Below are 15754 nucleotides of genomic sequence, written 5' to 3'. Positions count from 1 at the left end.
TTTGGCTTTCTTCTCTGCTTTTCCCATAATAGTCATACTAATTTAATGGGGAAAAATATAGCCAATACAACACATACTTTTTTCTTTTGCGACGGTGGTTCTTGTCAAAAAGCAGGCGGAGAAAAAGTTATAAGAGCTGCAAGAGCTTATTTACGTAACAATGATAATTGGAATGATACACATACCATTAAAACACGATGTAATGGTAGATGTGAAGATGCACCTACTTGTATTGTACACCCTGGAGAATTTTGGTATAAAGAACTTACACCAGAAAAAATCACCCACATTGTTAAAGGACATATACAGAATGAATGTCCTTTAGAAACCGAACTGTTGTATCGAGAAGGTTGGGAAGAACAGGTTTCTAATAAAGAAATAGCACCTATAAAACCAAAACCTTTTGAATTTAAAAGCGATGAAGAATTGGGAGATTGCCTTATTACAAGAGGCTTTAGTTCCGATCAATATTTATATCCATTATTCTTATTTCTGCTAGAAAAACCAGAAGGTGTAACACTTCAGTTACCTAATAAACCTCACTTAGCGTTTAAAGACATAAACGCGGTAAACTATTCAAAAGAATTCACGCTAGAACTCCAAACTAAAACCGATTGTTTAGAATTTTTTATTGCTGCTGTTCCAAAAGAGAATAAGGAATTGCAACAATTAAAAATTTCGAGTACAGAATATTTTTATCAAAAGGAAACTACAAAAACAGGCATTCGTTTTAAAAATAAATTCGGAAAAACTTTAGGTAGAATAGAATTTGACTCTATAAATACCGAAGCTTGGCAGTACTGTACAAAAATACAGTTGCAACGTCTAACTTTAGATTTATCACAGTTATGAATAAGCATATCTCTATTTTAGGATTAGGCTGGTTAGGTTTACCACTAGCGTTAGATCTTCAAAAAAAAGGGTATTCAATTAGTGGCAGCACGTCCGATCTGGATAATTTAAAATCACTAAGTAAATATTCGTTTCAAGTAAGTAGAATAAAAATAGAGTCCGATAAGATTATTGGAGATTGGGATGCTTTAATAAGCGGAGCTTCAACACTAATTATCAATTTTCCTCCAAAACGTATCGAAAATATTGAAACGATACATCCACTTCAAATAGAACAAATTATTAAGCATACACCTAAGTCTATAAAAATTGTTTTTGTAAGCTCTACATCTGTGTATCAAAACACCAATGGTCTTATAGATGAAACAATAGATTGTTATCCAGAAAAAGCCTCAGGTACTGCGTTAATAAAAGCAGAATACTTATTGAAACAGCATTTTGGTAGTAATTTAACTATTTTGCGTTTGGCAGGGTTAATAGGAAGCAAACGGCATCCAGGACGCTTTCTAGCAAATAAAAAACAATTAAAAAATCCAAATGTACCAGTAAATCTTATTCATCAAAAAGATGCTGTGGGTTTAATTGAAGCTATTTTAAAACAAAACTGTTTTGGAGAAGTTATTAATGGTTGTGCAGATGTACACCCAAAAAGAAGGGCGTATTATGAAAATGCAGCATTTCATTTAAACTTACCTACACCTGTTTTTGAGGCAACAACAGAAGAACGTTATAAGATTATAGACAATTTTAAATCCAAATCATTACTTAATTATACTTATCAATTTTCTAATCCTGAATGGATTTTCACAAAAACGTATTTACCAGAAATAAGCATTATTGGTGCAGGGCCTGGGAATAAAAATTTATTAACATTAAAAGCTTTTGAAGCTATTGAAAATGCTGAAATTATATTACATGATAATTTAATTTCAGATGAAATATTAAATATCAATACAAAAGCTGAACGTATTTACGTAGGAAGGAAATTTGGTGATATTGAAGATCAAGAAACGCGTCAAAATAAAATAAATATATTAATGAAAGCGCATTGCGAACAAGGCGAAAGAGTTGTTCGTTTAAAATCTGGCGATCCATATATTTATGGTAGAGCAGCAGAAGAAGCTCGTTTTTTAACAAAGCAAAATCTACCATTTACAGTTGTTCCTGGTATTTCTGCCGCTTTAGCAGCAGCCAGTTCAGCTAATATCCCTATTACAGAAAGAAGGCAATCTAATGCTGTTTTAATTTGTACAGCTCATACAGCCGATTATTCCACAGCGCAGCTTAAAGGTATAGCCGAAATGCTTAACGCAGGTAATACATTGGCGTTATATATGGGGTTAAAAAGTTTAGACCAAATTATTCCTAAACTACTGAAGGTTTGTAAAAACCCAGATATCCCTATTAGTGCTATTTCTAATGTATCAAGACAAAACGAGGTGTTATTATCATCAACATTAGGGAGAATTGAAAATGACGTTAAAAAACAAGAACTACAAATGCCTGTAGTATTTTTAATAGGGGCAGAACCAATTACATAAAACAATGAAAAAAGGAATTTTACTTTGTGGACATGGTAGTAGAACCAAATCAGGAACCGATTCTTTTAAAGAGTTAGTTAGAGTTTTACAAGCAAGGTATACAGAATACGAAGTAGATTATGGGTTTTTAGAATTTAATCATCCAGTTTATGAAGCTTCTGTTGAACGTATGTATCAAAAAGGTATTCGTGAAATTTATGCATTGCCTGTTATACTTTTTGCGGGTTCTCATGCCAAGAATGATATTCCTTACGAGATGAATACCATACAAAGCTATTACAAAGATTTAACCATTAAAATGGGAAAACATCTTGGTGTAAATTCCTTTTTGCTAGAGTTAGCTCAGAAAAGAGTGTTGGAAGAGGAACGTAAGCATTCACCCATGGACAGAAAAGAGGTTTGTTTAATGGTTGTAGGTCGAGGAACAACCGATACCGATGCCAATTCCGATGTGCACAAATTAGCCTGCATGTTAGGCGAAGGGATGGGCTTTGGTTTTACAACGGTTTCATACAGTGGTACTGCGTATCCAAGCGTTACTAAAAGTTTAGAACTTACTAGTAAAATGGAATTCAAACGCACGATTGCCATTCCGTTTTTCTTTTTTACAGGTATTCTTTTAGAACGTATTTACAAGCAAATAAGAGATTTTAGCGAAACTTCTCCTTTAGAGCATGTATACACCCAAGCTTTTGGTAGTGATGAGTTCATTTTAAAAGCTTTTGATGAGCGTTTAGATGAAGCTATTAACGGTACGGCAAATATGAATTGCCAAATGTGTAAATATCGTAAGCAAATTGTAGGTCTAGAATCTGAAATAGGAAAAGAACAAATAGGGCATCATTTAGGCGTAAAAGGTCTTTTGTTTGAAGAAGATGAAAAAGTAGGTCAAAAAAGTAGTGTATTTACTAAAATTAAAAAAGGGTTAGGAATATGATGACAGGAAAAATTTGTGGTATTTCTTTAGGTCCTGGTGATCCTGATTTAATTACTTTAAAAGGCTTAAAAGCATTACAGCAAGCAGATAAAATATACTATCCAGGATCTTTATTTAAAGATGGTAGGAAAGAAAGTTATTCGTTATCAATTTTAAATAATTATGATTTAAAAGCCGAAAAACTAGAAGGCTTCTACTTAAAAATGGATTTGGAACGCGAGCAAGCGAAAGTTATTTACGAAACAACGTTTCAACACATTTTAAGTGATTATAAAAAAGGATTATCCATTGCTATAGTTAGTGAAGGCGATATTAGTACGTACAGTTCTTTTTCTTATTTGTTAGAAAAAATACAAGAGCATGAATTGGCAATAGATTTAATTCCTGGTATTAGTTCATACTTGCATTTAGCTTCAGAAAGTAAAATACCTTTGTGCTTACAAAATGAAAAAGTAGTGGTTATTCCGCGTGTACAAACCAAAGCAGAATTACAAGAAGCTATAGATAATTTTGACACCGTAGTATTAATGAAAATAATATCGGTAATAGATATTATCACATCAGTAATCGATACAGAAAGGCATAGTATCACTTATGCCGAACGTTTAGGAACCGATCAACAATTTATCTCAACCCATTGGACAACTGCAAATAAAAGAGAGATCCCTTATTTTTCTCTTATCATTATTAAAAAAATCACATCATGAAAATAACAGTAGCAGGTTTAGGTCCTGGAGATATTGATTATATGTTACCCATAGTTAAAAATGCTTTAGAAAAAGCAGATGTGGTTATTGGTTATGACTATTATTTTCAATTTGGAGCCACTTTATTTAAAGAAGATGCAGAACTCATCTCCATGCCTTTAGGTAAAGAAGAAGCCAGAGCTCATAAAGCTATTGAAAAAGCTAAAGAAGACAAACATGTTGTTGTTATTGGTTCTGGAGATGCTAGTATTTATGCTATGGCGGCTATTGTTTACGAAGTTGTTTCTAAAGAAAATCACGATGATATTGAATTGGAAACCTTACCAGGTGTTTCTGCTTTTTTAGCTGCAGGAAGTAAATTGGGCGCTCCGTTAGGTCACGATTTTTGCTGTATTTCTTTATCGGATTTAATGACGCCATGGAACAGAATAGAAAAAAGAATTAAAGCGGCCGCAATGGGCGATTTTGTTACCAGTTTATACAATCCGAAAAGTATAAAAAGACATTGGCAATTAGGTAGATTGCAGAAAATATTTTTATCAGAGCGTTCACCTAATACGCCTGTTGCAATTATAAGGCACGTAACACGACCAGAAGAAGCACTTAAAATTACCACTTTAGGTGAATTTAATCCTGAAGATGTCGATATGTTTTGTTTGGTGATGATTGGAAACTCTCAAACGTATCGTTTTAAAGACTACTTGGTTACACCACGAGGTTATCTGAACAGAAAACCACATACGGGTAAAGAAATTCAGCAAGAAAGTTTTAGAATTGTTACAGAACATATTAAAGATTTGCTATTTTCTATAGCTGATAAATGGGCGATAACGCGAGTGATTCATACCACAGGGATTTTAGAAGATTTTAATCATTATTCTGCGACTTCAAAAGCCATTGAAAACTGGCATCATCATCTTAAAAACGGAGGAGAAATTGTAACAGATGTTACGATGGTACAAGCTGGAATAACAAAAGCGTTCACTAAGGAATTCGGTAATCAGATACACTGTTTATTAAATGACGAAGACGTACAACTCTTAGCAAAATCAGAAAATATTACGCGTTCGCAAGCAGGTATTAGAAAAGCTATTGAAAAACATCCGAATGCTTTATATGTTGTGGGAAATGCGCCTACGGCTTTATTCGAAATCGTAGATCAAATTAGAGCTAACAACAATTTTAAACCTGCAGGAGTTGTTGGTGTACCTGTTGGGTTTGTAAATGTTTTAGAAGCTAAAGAGCAATTATCACAAACGAATAATACAAACTGGGTCATTATAGAAGGTAACAGAGGCGGAAGCAATGTTGCCGCAGCCATTGTTAATGCTGCTTTTACATTACCCGAAGCTTCAACTTATTTTAAATCTTAAAAGATGAACAAATTTACTCCAGAACATATTGAAACCTTAGAGCAAATAATACTTGCACGTAGAGACGTTAGAGGGAATCGTTTTATAAATAAATCGATTGCTAAAGCCGATCTAGATAAAATTCTATTTGCTGGAGTAAACGCACCTTCGGTTGGTTTTTCGCAACCTTGGGAGTTTGTTGTCATTAAAGATTTAGATATTAGAAATAAAGTAAAAGACAGTTTTTTTGAAGAAAATGAAAAAGCTAAAACCCTTTTTGAAGGAAATAAAATAGATGCTTATACCCAATTAAAATTAGAAGGTATTGTTGAATCTGCTTTAAATATTGCTGTTTTTTATAAGCCTAGTGAACACCCTGTTTTAGGACAAACTGCAATGAAAGAAGCTGGTGTATATTCTGTTGTTTGTGCGATCCAAAATATGTGGTTAATGGCGAGAGCGTTAGATATTGGTTTAGGTTGGGTGAGTATTTTAAATCCCGATACCATTAAAACCATATTAAAAGCACCAAAAGATAGACAATTGATAGGTTATTTATGTTTAGGGCATGTCGATGAATTTTATGAAAACCCAGAATTAGAACGTTTACAATGGGAAAAACGTAAGAACATTAACGATGTGGTAATTAAAGAATCGTATTTGTAAATGATACAAAATGATAAACATATCGATTTTTATTTAATTGGAATTAGCAATCATCCTACTCCAAAATTGAATGAAGATGTCTTGGAATTAATTAAGAAGTCAGTTGCTTTTTCTGGAGGGAAACGTCATTATGAATTGGTAAAATCGTTCTTACCGAAAATTCATACTTGGATTGAAATCTCAGGAAAGATGGACGTACTCATCAAAAAATATAGCGGCTTTAATTCGTCTATTGTCATTTTCACTTCTGGAGATCCTTTTTTCTATGGTTTCGGAAACACGTTACAACGTTTATTACCTAATGCAAAACTAAAAGCTTTTCCTTATTTCAATAGTATTCAGTTATTATGTCATAAAATACAAACGAATTATAACAACCTAAAATCAATATCGATTCACGGTAGAGATTGGTCGGCTTTAGATGAAGCATTAATCAATAGAAATGAATTGATTGGTTTGTTAACCGACAATAAAAAAACACCAGCAGTAATTGCGAAACGCATGTTACAATATGGTTTCGATAATTATTCGATTACTATTGGTGAAGCTTTAGATGGAAATGAAGAACATATTGAGCAACTCGATTTGTCGGCTTGTACAACCAAAACACATAACGCATTAAACTGTGTGTTATTAAAAGAAACAACAGCTAAAGACAAACCCTTTGGTATTCCAGATGCTGCTTTTATTCCGTTAGAAAATAGAGCAAATATGATTACCAAAATGCCTATTCGTTTAAGTACCATAAGTGCATTAGCATTACAAAATAAAAATGTTTTTTGGGATATTGGTGCTTGCACAGGCTCTGTAGCTATTGAAGCGAAACAGCAATTTCCGCATTTAAAAATTGTTGCTTTTGAAAAGCGAGGAGCATGCACAACCATTATTCAACAAAATGCAGAACGTTTTAGTACACCAGGGATTGAGATTATTATTGATGATTTTTTTAATCTGAATTTAAACGATTTCCCTATGCCAGATGTCGTTTTTATTGGCGGACACGGCGGACGATTAAAAGAATTAATCGAAACTGTTTATCAATTAAATCCATTGGTTCGTTTTGTAACCAATGCCGTAAGAGAAACAAGTAGTTCTGTATTTATAGAAACACTTACAGACTTAAATTATGCGATTAGCACGAATAGTATTCAGCTAAACGATCACAATAAAATTAGCATTCACACCGCAGAAAAGCAATAAATGAAAAAAATAGCCATCATAGCAGTTACTGAAAAAGGCCTTGAAAAAGCCCTTATTATTCAGCAAGAATTTCCAAAATCGTTAGTTGTAACAACCTTAAGCTCTACTAATAAAAATGTATCAACCATTGCTTCAATTTCAAGTTATTTAAATGATAATTTCGCGAAGTTAGATGGTATTTGTTTTGTAACGGCTTTAGGTATTTGTGTGCGTTTAATAGCATCTCATCTTGAAAATAAGAGTACAGATCCGGCTGTAATTTCTGTTGATGATTTAGGTGTAAATGTACAATCTGTATTAAGCGGACATAAAGGTGGCGCAAATGATTTTGCTTCAAAGGTCGCAACTATTTTGGGTTCAAATGCTATAATATCTACCTCAAGTGATGTTCAAAATATTTGGGCTTTAGATACACTTGGAAGTCAGTTTGAATGGCAAGTAGAAAGTTCATTATCCATGAACAAAACCATGGCTCTGTTTGTCAATAATAAACCAACCGCTTTATTGTTAGATGTTAAAGATAAGGGGACACAGCATTTAGAAAAAACAGTACCTGATTTTGTGACTCTTTTTTATAATGAAAGTGATATTGATTACTCCCAATTCGAATTGTTTATAGCTGTAACGTATAAGATTTATGAGGTAGCAATTCCGAGTTTATTATTTATTCCAAAAGTACTTTCAGTAGGATCTGGATGTTCTAAACAATTAGATTCAAAACTGTTTGAAACCACTTTAAGACGAGAACTTCAAGCATTAAAAATTAATTTTTCAGCCATTAAAAATTTTGGTTCTATAGATATCAAAGGAAATCAACAAGCGTATTTAGATTTTAGTACAAATAATGCAATTCCTTTTAACACGTTTACTTCAGAAGAAATAGATACAATTACAGTGCCCAACCCAAGTGACATGGTACAATCTAAAATTGGTGTCGATGGCGTTTCAGAATCTACCGCAATGTTACTTTCTGGAAGCAAGAACGTATTGATTGAAAAACAAAAAATTCATTTAGATAATGGAGAGAAATTTACGTTTTCTGTGGCTTTAAGTGTTAATGCGGCTCGTAAAACTGCCATTGCTATTATTGGTGCAGGACCAGGAGATGAAGAATTAATAACCGTAAAAGGAAAGCAATATTTAGAGCAAGCAGATTGCGTGTTATACGCCGGGAGTTTAATTCCTGAAGAAATGACCAATTGGTGTAAAGCAGGAGCAGTAGTTAGAAATTCTGCTATGATGACTTTAGAAGAGCAAATTACTTTAATGCAAGCGCATTATAAAAAAGGGAATTTCGTTGTGCGGTTACAATGTGGAGATCCTTCTTTATACGGTGCTATCCAAGAACAAATGACCATTTTTGACGACTTAGAAATGGATTACTTCATTGTACCTGGTATTTCATCTTTTAGTGCAGCAGCAGCAACTTTAAGATCAGAATTTACAATTCCTGAAGTTGTGCAATCTATTGTTTTAACTCGTGGAGAAGGAAAAACACCGATGCCTTCAAAAGAAAGCATTTCTGCTTTTGCATCAACCAATGCAACTATGTGTATCTTTTTAAGTGTGGGAATTGCTAAAAAAGTACAAGCACAATTGCTAGAACATTTTGATGCCGATACGCCTGTAGCTGTGATGTATAGAATCAGCTGGAAAGATGAAGAAATTTATCAAGGGAAATTAGAAAATCTAGCAAAAATTGTAAAAGACAGTAAAAAAACAAGAACGGTATTAATCATCGTAGGTCACGCAATTGGAGCTCGTAAAAACAGATCACAATTATACAGTCCAGATGTGAAACACATTTTTAGAACCAATAAGAAATTTGTAGTAACAGAATAATCATTCATAATAAAAAGCAAATGATATTAGTTTTTGGAGGAACAACAGAAGGGAAAAAAGTAGCTACTTTATTAGAAAGTTTGGCTATGCCATTTGTGTATTCAACTAAAACAAATATTCCTTTTGAAGAAAATGAAATAGCTAGTTATAGACATGGCGCTTTAGATGAACAACAACTAGAAGAATACCTATTAAACAATGAAATTCATACTATTATAAATGCTTCGCATCCTTTTGCTGAAATATTACATAGTACAATAGCAAAAGTTGCAGAACGTTTACAAATTCCAGTGATACGATTTGGAAGAAAGTTACTTTCTAAAATAATTAACCCATCTGTATTTTATGTAGATTCTTATGATGCTGCTTTAGAATTGTTTGAAAAGAATCAAATTGTATTAGCGTTAACGGGCGTGCAATCTATTAAAAGATTAAAACCTTGGTGGGAAAAACAGGCAACCTATTTTAGAATACTAGATAGACCTGAATCATTGGCGATTGCTGCTGAGAGTAATTTTCCCGAAAAACAATTGATTTTAGGTTTGCCTTCGGAAGATTTAAAAAAAGAGGTTAGTATAATTGAAGCGAACGATATCAACGTTGTTTTAACAAAAGAAACAGGTGATAGTGGTTTTTTAAACACAAAAATAGAAGCTGCTTTACAAACAAATTCACAAATTATTATTATTGAACAGCCCAAAATACCGACATATTTTAAAGTCGTGTTTGATGTTAGTACATTGGAATTACTCATTCTTAAAACATTGAAAATATGAGTTTAAGAGAGATTCCAAAAGGGCCGTTAAGAGAAGGGTTTACAACAGGAACCTGTGCTGCAGCTGCAGCGAAATCTGGGTTGATGGCTATTATTCATCAAAAGGAAATAGTTTCTGTAAAAGTTCACTTGCCTATTGATAAAGTATTAGAAATTCCTGTGCATCATTGTGAGTTTACAGAAAATACTGCAAAATGTTCTGTAATTAAAGATGCTGGTGATGACCCTGATGTAACTAATGGTGCTGAAATAGGATGTGTTTTGAGTTTAACACAAGAAAAAGATATTCAATTTATAGCCGGTGAAGGTGTAGGAACGGTAACGCTTAAAGGCTTAGAATTGGCTATTGGAGAGCCGGCTATTAATCCGGTTCCTAGAAAAATGATTACAAGTGCTATTCAAAAACTATTGCACGATTACGATTTAGAATGTGGTGTATCTGTGACTGTATATGTTACTAATGGACGAAAGATTGCTAAACGCACACTTAATGAGCGTGTGGGTATTATGAACGGCATTTCCATTTTAGGAACAACTGGCATTGTTAAGCCCTATTCGTCATCATCTTATATCGCAAGTATAGAGCAAGGTATTGATGTTGCTGTTGCCAATAATGTGACGGAATTGGTCATTAATTCAGGAGCAAGAAGTGAAAAATATTTGTCGGCTAAATTCGATTATTTACCCGAATATGGTTTTATCCATTATGGGAATTGGATAGGGGAAACGCTGACTAAAATTAATCAATGCCCAATTGAAAAAGTTAGTATTGGTATCATGCTTGGTAAAGCTGCAAAATTAGCAGCAGGTATTACTGATACACATAGTTGTGTATCTAGTTGGAATAAAGATTTTATAGTGCAATTGGCCGAAGAGGTCGGTTTTTATGAAGCAGATAAAATTAAAGCCTTAAATATGGCGGGACGGTTAACCGAATTGTTTGATTTTGAACAAAACTCACCTTTTTTTCAGTTGTTACTTAAGCATTGTTACCAGCATACACATATAAAAATTAAACAGGTAGAATTGGATATCTATCTTATAGATAAAAATGGAACACTTATTAAATTTATTAAAAAATGACAGTAATTTCTTTAATTAGGCCATTAATGGCAGGAATACTGCATTCCTTTGAGCCAGATCATGTTACGGCAGTTTCAGTATTAGCTTCCGAAAATAGCATTAATAATAAAAGAGTAAACTTTAAAACGGTTTTTAAAGCCTCCCAATGGGCATTTGGACACTCGGCGACTTTATTACTTTTTGGAGGAACAGCTCTACTTTTTAAAAGTATGGCAACATTGGTTGTACATAATATTTCGTTTTATGCAGAATTAGCTGTTGGCCCAATTATGATTTGGTTGGGGATTGTTGCCATAAAAAGAAATCATGCCATTAATAACATGGTAAAGGATCATAAAAAAATTGAGGCTCACGAACATGATCTTTCTAATCCCATACATCTACATGGTACTAAAGGAGAAGAAATAGCCGTAAACCCAATGAATAAATCATTTTGGATTGGTATGCTGCACGGCTTAGCAGGTACAGGAGGAGCTTTAACTTCTGCTCTAGTATTAAGTAGTGCTACCATAGGCGAAGCTATTCTAATTCTAGCTGTAGAAAGTCTAGGGATTATTATAGCCATGGGTGTTTATAGTTACGTTTTAATATCTGTAATGAGTCGGTTTTTAGAACGTAATTTATCCATTTTTAAGTGGATGAATGGTATTGCAGGAATGGCTTCTGTAATTATTGGAATGGTTTGGATTTATAACGGTTTTTATGCAATATGAGACAAGTTGAAGAATATATGAATTTTCCGTTTTCTGCCATTGTGGGGCAAGACCACTTTAAGTTAGCACTTATTTTAAATTTGGTAGATCCTCTAATTGGTGGAGTTTTAGCTGTTGGTGATAAAGGAACAGGAAAAACGACCTTGATTAGATCGTTAACAAGCCTAATGGGAAATCAAGAAAACTATCCTTTTGTTAATTTACCCATTGGTGTTTCAGAAGATAGATTAATAGGAAGTATAGATTTAGAACAATTGATAAATGCTAAAAAAGAAGTTGTTAATCTAGGCTTAATGGCACAAGCACACCAAGGTGTTTTATATGTAGATGAGGTTAATTTATTACAAGATTATCTTACCGATATCTTATTAGATGCTGCTGCTTCTGGCAATTATTATTTAGAAAGAGAAGGTGTATCTCGCTATTTTGAAAGTCGATTTTGTTTAGTAGGTTCTATGAATCCTGAAGAAGGAAATTTAAGACCACAACTAAAAGATCGTTTTGGTTTAAGTGTAAATATTACAACGTCTGTAGATCCAAAAGTACGTGAGAAAATCATTAAACAGCGTTTTGAATTTGATGATAATCCTTTACAGTTTGTTGCTGATTATAGCGTTGAAGATGATCGTATTAAATCACGAATTGAAGCCGCTAAAAATAGATTGAAGTCGATACAGATTACTGATGACATTATAGCCTATTGTAGCCAGTTAGCAATACAGCATCAAGTGGAAGGGTTGCGAGCAGATATTTTACTGCTAAAAACAGCGAGAGCTTTTGTTGCCTATCAAAATACTTCAAACATCACCATAAAAGATATTGATACTATTGCAGATTTGGTGTTAAACCATAGGAGTTTAAATAATGAACCTAATAAGGAAAATTCCTCTCCAGATCAAAATAATCAACCAGAAGAAAAATCTTCAGAAGTTAGTCCTTCAAAAGAAGATAAAGTAAATATGTTACTTCCACAGAATAAGTTTCATAAGCCCAAAGACATCCGTACAAATACCGTTCAAAACGGAACGCATTCAATTCAAAATTCAGAAGGTAATATTGCGTTAATTGATACCAAAAAAACAGTAAGTCAATATTTAGCAACAGATAAATTCGAATTAAAAAACAAGCGTAAAAATAAGCTTTTAAAACAGCATCATATATTCTTGATAGATTCTAGTGGTTCCATGTTAAAAGATCAAATTATAGCTTACGCCAAAGGCACGGTAAATAAAATAGCAGAAGCCTCTAAAAATCAAAATACACAGTTTTCTATTATTTCTTTGTTTGACGGAGAAGCGCAACATATTTTAAATAGAACAGGCGTTTTAAAAGCAGTTGAAACGGCTTTAACAAACCTTAAAACAGGTGGTAAAACCAATTTAACAGCTGGTTTTAAACACGTAAAAGGAGTTTGTTCTGATATAGAATTCCATCACAACCTTCATATTATTACTGATGGTAAACTAAATACAGATGAAAGTTTAGAAGATACGGTGTTGGCTTTTCAAACGTATTGTAAAGGTGTACAGACGACTCAAATTATTGATGTAGAAAAAGGCATGGTTAAAATAGGCGTTGCTTCAGATTTAGCGGATCGTATTAATGCGAATTATGAACGTTTAATCACAGAAAATGAGCACTAAAATAGTACATATTATTACAGGAGGACAACGATCTGGTAAGAGTGAATATGGAGAGACGATTGCTTTAAATCTAGATGATGCTCCTACGTATTTAGCAACCTCTAAATATTGGGACGATGAATACTGTAAACGTATTGAAATCCACAAACAAAGGCGCACAGATCATTGGACAACTATTGAAGAGGAACTCGATATTAGTAAAATAACGGCAGTTAATAAGGTGTTGTTTGTAGACTGTATTACACTTTGGATCACTAACGTTATGGATCATTTTAAATACGATGCGACTTTAAGTTATGACTTTGTAATTAAAGAATGGGATTTATTATGCAAGGAAAATAGTATTGTAATAGCCATTACTAACGAGGTCGGTTTGGGAGTTATACCTATGGAAAAAGCAACCCGGCAATTTGTAGACTTACAGGGAAAGGTGAATCAATATATCGCCAAGAAAGCAACTAAGGTAGACTTTATGGTTTCTGGAATTCCAATACATACAAAAGGATGATAAAACAACTCATCATATCGGCTCCAAGTAGCAACGCAGGTAAAACAACCCTTACTTTAGGTTTGTTGCGTTTATTGAAACGTAAAACAAAAGCGGTACAGCCTTTTAAAGTTGGTCCGGATTATATAGACCCAAAGTTTCATCAATTGGCTTGTGGACAAACAGGTGTTAATTTAGATTTGTTTATGATGTCTCAAGAAGATATTAACAACAATCTAAACTTTTACGGTAAAGATTCTCAAGTAAATTGCATCGAAGGTGTAATGGGTTTATTTGATGGTGCTCAAAAAGATAAAGGTAGTACGGCAGAAATGGCTAAGAAATTAGAAACACCCGTTTTATTGGTGATTGATGCCAAAGCGGTTGCATATTCTGTTGCTCCACTTATTCAGGGTTTTGTCAATTTTGATGCAGAAGTAAAAGTAATGGGCGTTGTTTTTAACCGTGTTGGTTCCGAAAGACATTATACAATGTTGCAAGAAGCTTGTGAGGATATTGGTGTGCAATGTTTTGGTTATTTATCAAACTTAAAAAACATTGAAATTCCATCAAGACATCTTGGGTTAAATATTCAGGAAATAGAAAAATTTGATATTCTGATTGATGAAATTGCTGATGCTTTAGAAACAACTATGGATTGGAAAGCAATATTAGAAGCTTCAAAAGATGTGGTTTGTATTCCTATTTCATCCGAAGAAAAAAATCTTACTGAAAAAATAAAATTTGCGGTCGCTAAAGATGAAGCTTTCAACTTTATATATCCTCAAAATATAACAGCAATGGAACAATTAGGGACTGTTCAGTTTTTTAGCCCTATTCACGATGCTGAAATTCCTGATTGTGATTTTATCTATTTCCCTGGAGGATATCCTGAGGTTTATTTAAAAGAACTATCCGCTAATAAAATAATGCGCCATAGTATTCACAAATTTGCTAAGAACGGCGGACAAATATATGCCGAATGTGGTGGTATGATGTATTTAGGGAAATCTATTATTTCTGAAGATAATGAATCTTTTGAAATGGTAAATTTCTTCGATTTCGAATCTACAATTGCAGATAAAAAATTGCATTTAGGATATCGTACTTCTACTATTAACGATAGTATTTTTAAAGGACACGAGTTTCATTATTCTAGCCTGATTAATAATAATGAAACAACTATTGACGCAACAATTACAAATGCGAGAGCAGGCAATACAACTACAAAAATTTATAAAAAACAAAACGTAATGGCTTCTTATGTGCATCATTATTTGGGTACATCAGAAAAACTTACACAATTAATTAACGAAATAAATAATAGCCTATGAAGATTTACACAAGAAAAGGAGATAAAGGTAGTACCGGCGTTTTTGGAGGGAAAAGAGAGTTTAAAAACTCTCCAAGAATTGAATGTATTGGAACGTTGGATGAGGTGAATTCTACCATTGGCTTAATGCGTTCTAAACTAGGAAACGAACACGAATGGCAGCCTAATTTACATCGTGTTCAAAAGGATATGATGAATATGATGTCTCATTTAGCACGTCCATCAAATTCTAAAAAAGAAAATCCTAATCCGGAACCTAAAGACGGTGCTGATTTTTGCGAAAATTGGATGGATGAAATGGAAGAAAAAATTACTTCTCCTTCAGATTACTTTTTATTACCAGGAGGTAATGAAATATCGGCGCTTTGCCATGTTTGTAGAACGCAAACAAGACGAGGTGAAAGACAATTGGTTACACTAATGCAAGAAGACCCAGAATGTGTTCACGATTACATCATGAGTTATGTTAACAGGCTATCCGATTTGTTTTTTACAATGGCGAGAGCAGAAATGGACAAGCACGGTGTTGCCGAAGAAAAATGGAACTTATTCTTATATAAAAGAAAGAAAAAAGTAACAAAAGATTAAAGTAAACATAGAATATAAACAATTTAATAAATAAT

The 15754-nt window shown here is 33.4% G+C and carries 15 protein-coding genes; all 15 read left to right on the top strand.

The features are described from left to right. Positions 1-45 precede the first annotated feature (45 nt). The 15 genes from GQR97_RS17360 to GQR97_RS17290 are packed head-to-tail and all read left to right on the top strand — an operon-like array spanning position 46 to position 15719. Positions 46-852 (top strand): (2Fe-2S) ferredoxin domain-containing protein, encoded by an 807-nt coding sequence (locus GQR97_RS17360; protein WP_158850704.1) that lies wholly within the window; start codon positions 46-48, stop codon positions 850-852. Beyond that, positions 849-2393 carry a uroporphyrinogen-III C-methyltransferase gene (cobA, locus tag GQR97_RS17355; protein WP_158850702.1) on the top strand — a complete coding sequence of 515 codons (1545 nt, stop codon included), beginning with the start codon at positions 849-851 and terminating at the stop codon, positions 2391-2393. The genes GQR97_RS17360 and cobA overlap by 4 nt, the downstream gene beginning before the upstream one ends. Positions 2394-2397: 4 nt before the next feature. Further along, a complete protein-coding gene (locus tag GQR97_RS17350) occupies positions 2398-3330 on the top strand; it encodes a sirohydrochlorin chelatase (RefSeq protein ID WP_158850700.1) in 933 nt (310 codons plus the stop codon). Beyond that, positions 3327-4037 carry a precorrin-2 C(20)-methyltransferase gene (gene cobI, locus GQR97_RS17345; protein ID WP_158850698.1) on the top strand — a complete coding sequence of 237 codons (711 nt, stop codon included), beginning with the start codon at positions 3327-3329 and terminating at the stop codon, positions 4035-4037. The genes GQR97_RS17350 and cobI overlap by 4 nt, the downstream gene beginning before the upstream one ends. Further along, the gene (gene cobJ / locus GQR97_RS17340; RefSeq protein WP_158850696.1) at positions 4034-5410 is read left to right on the top strand and encodes a precorrin-3B C(17)-methyltransferase; all 1377 of its coding nucleotides are present in this window, start codon (positions 4034-4036) and stop codon (positions 5408-5410) included. Before cobI ends, cobJ begins: the two co-directional genes overlap by 4 nt. A gap of 3 nt (positions 5411-5413) precedes the next feature. Beyond that, on the top strand, positions 5414-6055 hold the full coding sequence (gene bluB / locus GQR97_RS17335; RefSeq protein WP_158850694.1) for a 5,6-dimethylbenzimidazole synthase: 642 nt from the start codon (positions 5414-5416) through the stop codon (positions 6053-6055). Continuing rightward, on the top strand, positions 6056-7255 hold the full coding sequence (gene cbiE, locus GQR97_RS17330; RefSeq protein ID WP_158850692.1) for a precorrin-6y C5,15-methyltransferase (decarboxylating) subunit CbiE: 1200 nt from the start codon (positions 6056-6058) through the stop codon (positions 7253-7255). Then, the gene (gene cobM, locus GQR97_RS17325) at positions 7256-9097 is read left to right on the top strand and encodes a precorrin-4 C(11)-methyltransferase (protein ID WP_158850690.1); all 1842 of its coding nucleotides are present in this window, start codon (positions 7256-7258) and stop codon (positions 9095-9097) included. 20 nt (positions 9098-9117) lie between these two features. After that, on the top strand, positions 9118-9873 hold the full coding sequence (locus tag GQR97_RS17320; RefSeq protein WP_158850688.1) for a precorrin-6A/cobalt-precorrin-6A reductase: 756 nt from the start codon (positions 9118-9120) through the stop codon (positions 9871-9873). Continuing rightward, positions 9870-10955 carry a cobalt-precorrin-5B (C(1))-methyltransferase CbiD gene (cbiD, locus tag GQR97_RS17315; protein WP_158850686.1) on the top strand — a complete coding sequence of 362 codons (1086 nt, stop codon included), beginning with the start codon at positions 9870-9872 and terminating at the stop codon, positions 10953-10955. Before GQR97_RS17320 ends, cbiD begins: the two co-directional genes overlap by 4 nt. Beyond that, on the top strand, positions 10952-11668 hold the full coding sequence (locus GQR97_RS17310; RefSeq protein ID WP_158850684.1) for a hypothetical protein: 717 nt from the start codon (positions 10952-10954) through the stop codon (positions 11666-11668). Before cbiD ends, GQR97_RS17310 begins: the two co-directional genes overlap by 4 nt. Beyond that, entirely contained in the window at positions 11665-13311 is a 1647-nt protein-coding gene (locus GQR97_RS17305; protein ID WP_158850682.1) for an AAA family ATPase, read from the top strand. Before GQR97_RS17310 ends, GQR97_RS17305 begins: the two co-directional genes overlap by 4 nt. Then, the gene (locus tag GQR97_RS17300) at positions 13301-13819 is read left to right on the top strand and encodes a bifunctional adenosylcobinamide kinase/adenosylcobinamide-phosphate guanylyltransferase (RefSeq protein ID WP_158850680.1); all 519 of its coding nucleotides are present in this window, start codon (positions 13301-13303) and stop codon (positions 13817-13819) included. Before GQR97_RS17305 ends, GQR97_RS17300 begins: the two co-directional genes overlap by 11 nt. Further along, positions 13816-15132 (top strand): cobyrinate a,c-diamide synthase, encoded by a 1317-nt coding sequence (locus tag GQR97_RS17295; RefSeq protein ID WP_158850678.1) that lies wholly within the window; start codon positions 13816-13818, stop codon positions 15130-15132. The genes GQR97_RS17300 and GQR97_RS17295 overlap by 4 nt, the downstream gene beginning before the upstream one ends. Then, complete coding sequence (locus tag GQR97_RS17290) at positions 15129-15719, top strand: cob(I)yrinic acid a,c-diamide adenosyltransferase (protein ID WP_158850676.1); 591 nt, start codon at positions 15129-15131, stop codon at positions 15717-15719. Before GQR97_RS17295 ends, GQR97_RS17290 begins: the two co-directional genes overlap by 4 nt. Positions 15720-15754: the final 35 nt, after the last annotated feature.

The organism is Algibacter sp. L1A34 (genome assembly GCF_009796805.1).
Classification (GTDB): domain Bacteria; phylum Bacteroidota; class Bacteroidia; order Flavobacteriales; family Flavobacteriaceae; genus Algibacter.
Note: the sequence above shows the minus strand (reverse complement) of the source record. Positions and strands in the feature narration are given on the sequence as shown.

What these genes read in the sequence shown, in the direction of transcription:
- GQR97_RS17360 (WP_158850704.1), top strand. Translation starts at nt 46, where the DNA reads ATGGGGAAAAATATAGCCAATACAACACATACTTTTTTCTTTTGCGAC.
- cobA (WP_158850702.1), top strand. Translation starts at nt 849, where the DNA reads ATGAATAAGCATATCTCTATTTTAGGATTAGGCTGGTTAGGTTTACCA.
- GQR97_RS17350 (WP_158850700.1), top strand. Translation starts at nt 2,398, where the DNA reads ATGAAAAAAGGAATTTTACTTTGTGGACATGGTAGTAGAACCAAATCA.
- cobI (WP_158850698.1), top strand. Translation starts at nt 3,327, where the DNA reads ATGATGACAGGAAAAATTTGTGGTATTTCTTTAGGTCCTGGTGATCCT.
- cobJ (WP_158850696.1), top strand. Translation starts at nt 4,034, where the DNA reads ATGAAAATAACAGTAGCAGGTTTAGGTCCTGGAGATATTGATTATATG.
- bluB (WP_158850694.1), top strand. Translation starts at nt 5,414, where the DNA reads ATGAACAAATTTACTCCAGAACATATTGAAACCTTAGAGCAAATAATA.
- cbiE (WP_158850692.1), top strand. Translation starts at nt 6,056, where the DNA reads ATGATACAAAATGATAAACATATCGATTTTTATTTAATTGGAATTAGC.
- cobM (WP_158850690.1), top strand. Translation starts at nt 7,256, where the DNA reads ATGAAAAAAATAGCCATCATAGCAGTTACTGAAAAAGGCCTTGAAAAA.
- GQR97_RS17320 (WP_158850688.1), top strand. Translation starts at nt 9,118, where the DNA reads ATGATATTAGTTTTTGGAGGAACAACAGAAGGGAAAAAAGTAGCTACT.
- cbiD (WP_158850686.1), top strand. Translation starts at nt 9,870, where the DNA reads ATGAGTTTAAGAGAGATTCCAAAAGGGCCGTTAAGAGAAGGGTTTACA.
- GQR97_RS17310 (WP_158850684.1), top strand. Translation starts at nt 10,952, where the DNA reads ATGACAGTAATTTCTTTAATTAGGCCATTAATGGCAGGAATACTGCAT.
- GQR97_RS17305 (WP_158850682.1), top strand. Translation starts at nt 11,665, where the DNA reads ATGAGACAAGTTGAAGAATATATGAATTTTCCGTTTTCTGCCATTGTG.
- GQR97_RS17300 (WP_158850680.1), top strand. Translation starts at nt 13,301, where the DNA reads ATGAGCACTAAAATAGTACATATTATTACAGGAGGACAACGATCTGGT.
- GQR97_RS17295 (WP_158850678.1), top strand. Translation starts at nt 13,816, where the DNA reads ATGATAAAACAACTCATCATATCGGCTCCAAGTAGCAACGCAGGTAAA.
- GQR97_RS17290 (WP_158850676.1), top strand. Translation starts at nt 15,129, where the DNA reads ATGAAGATTTACACAAGAAAAGGAGATAAAGGTAGTACCGGCGTTTTT.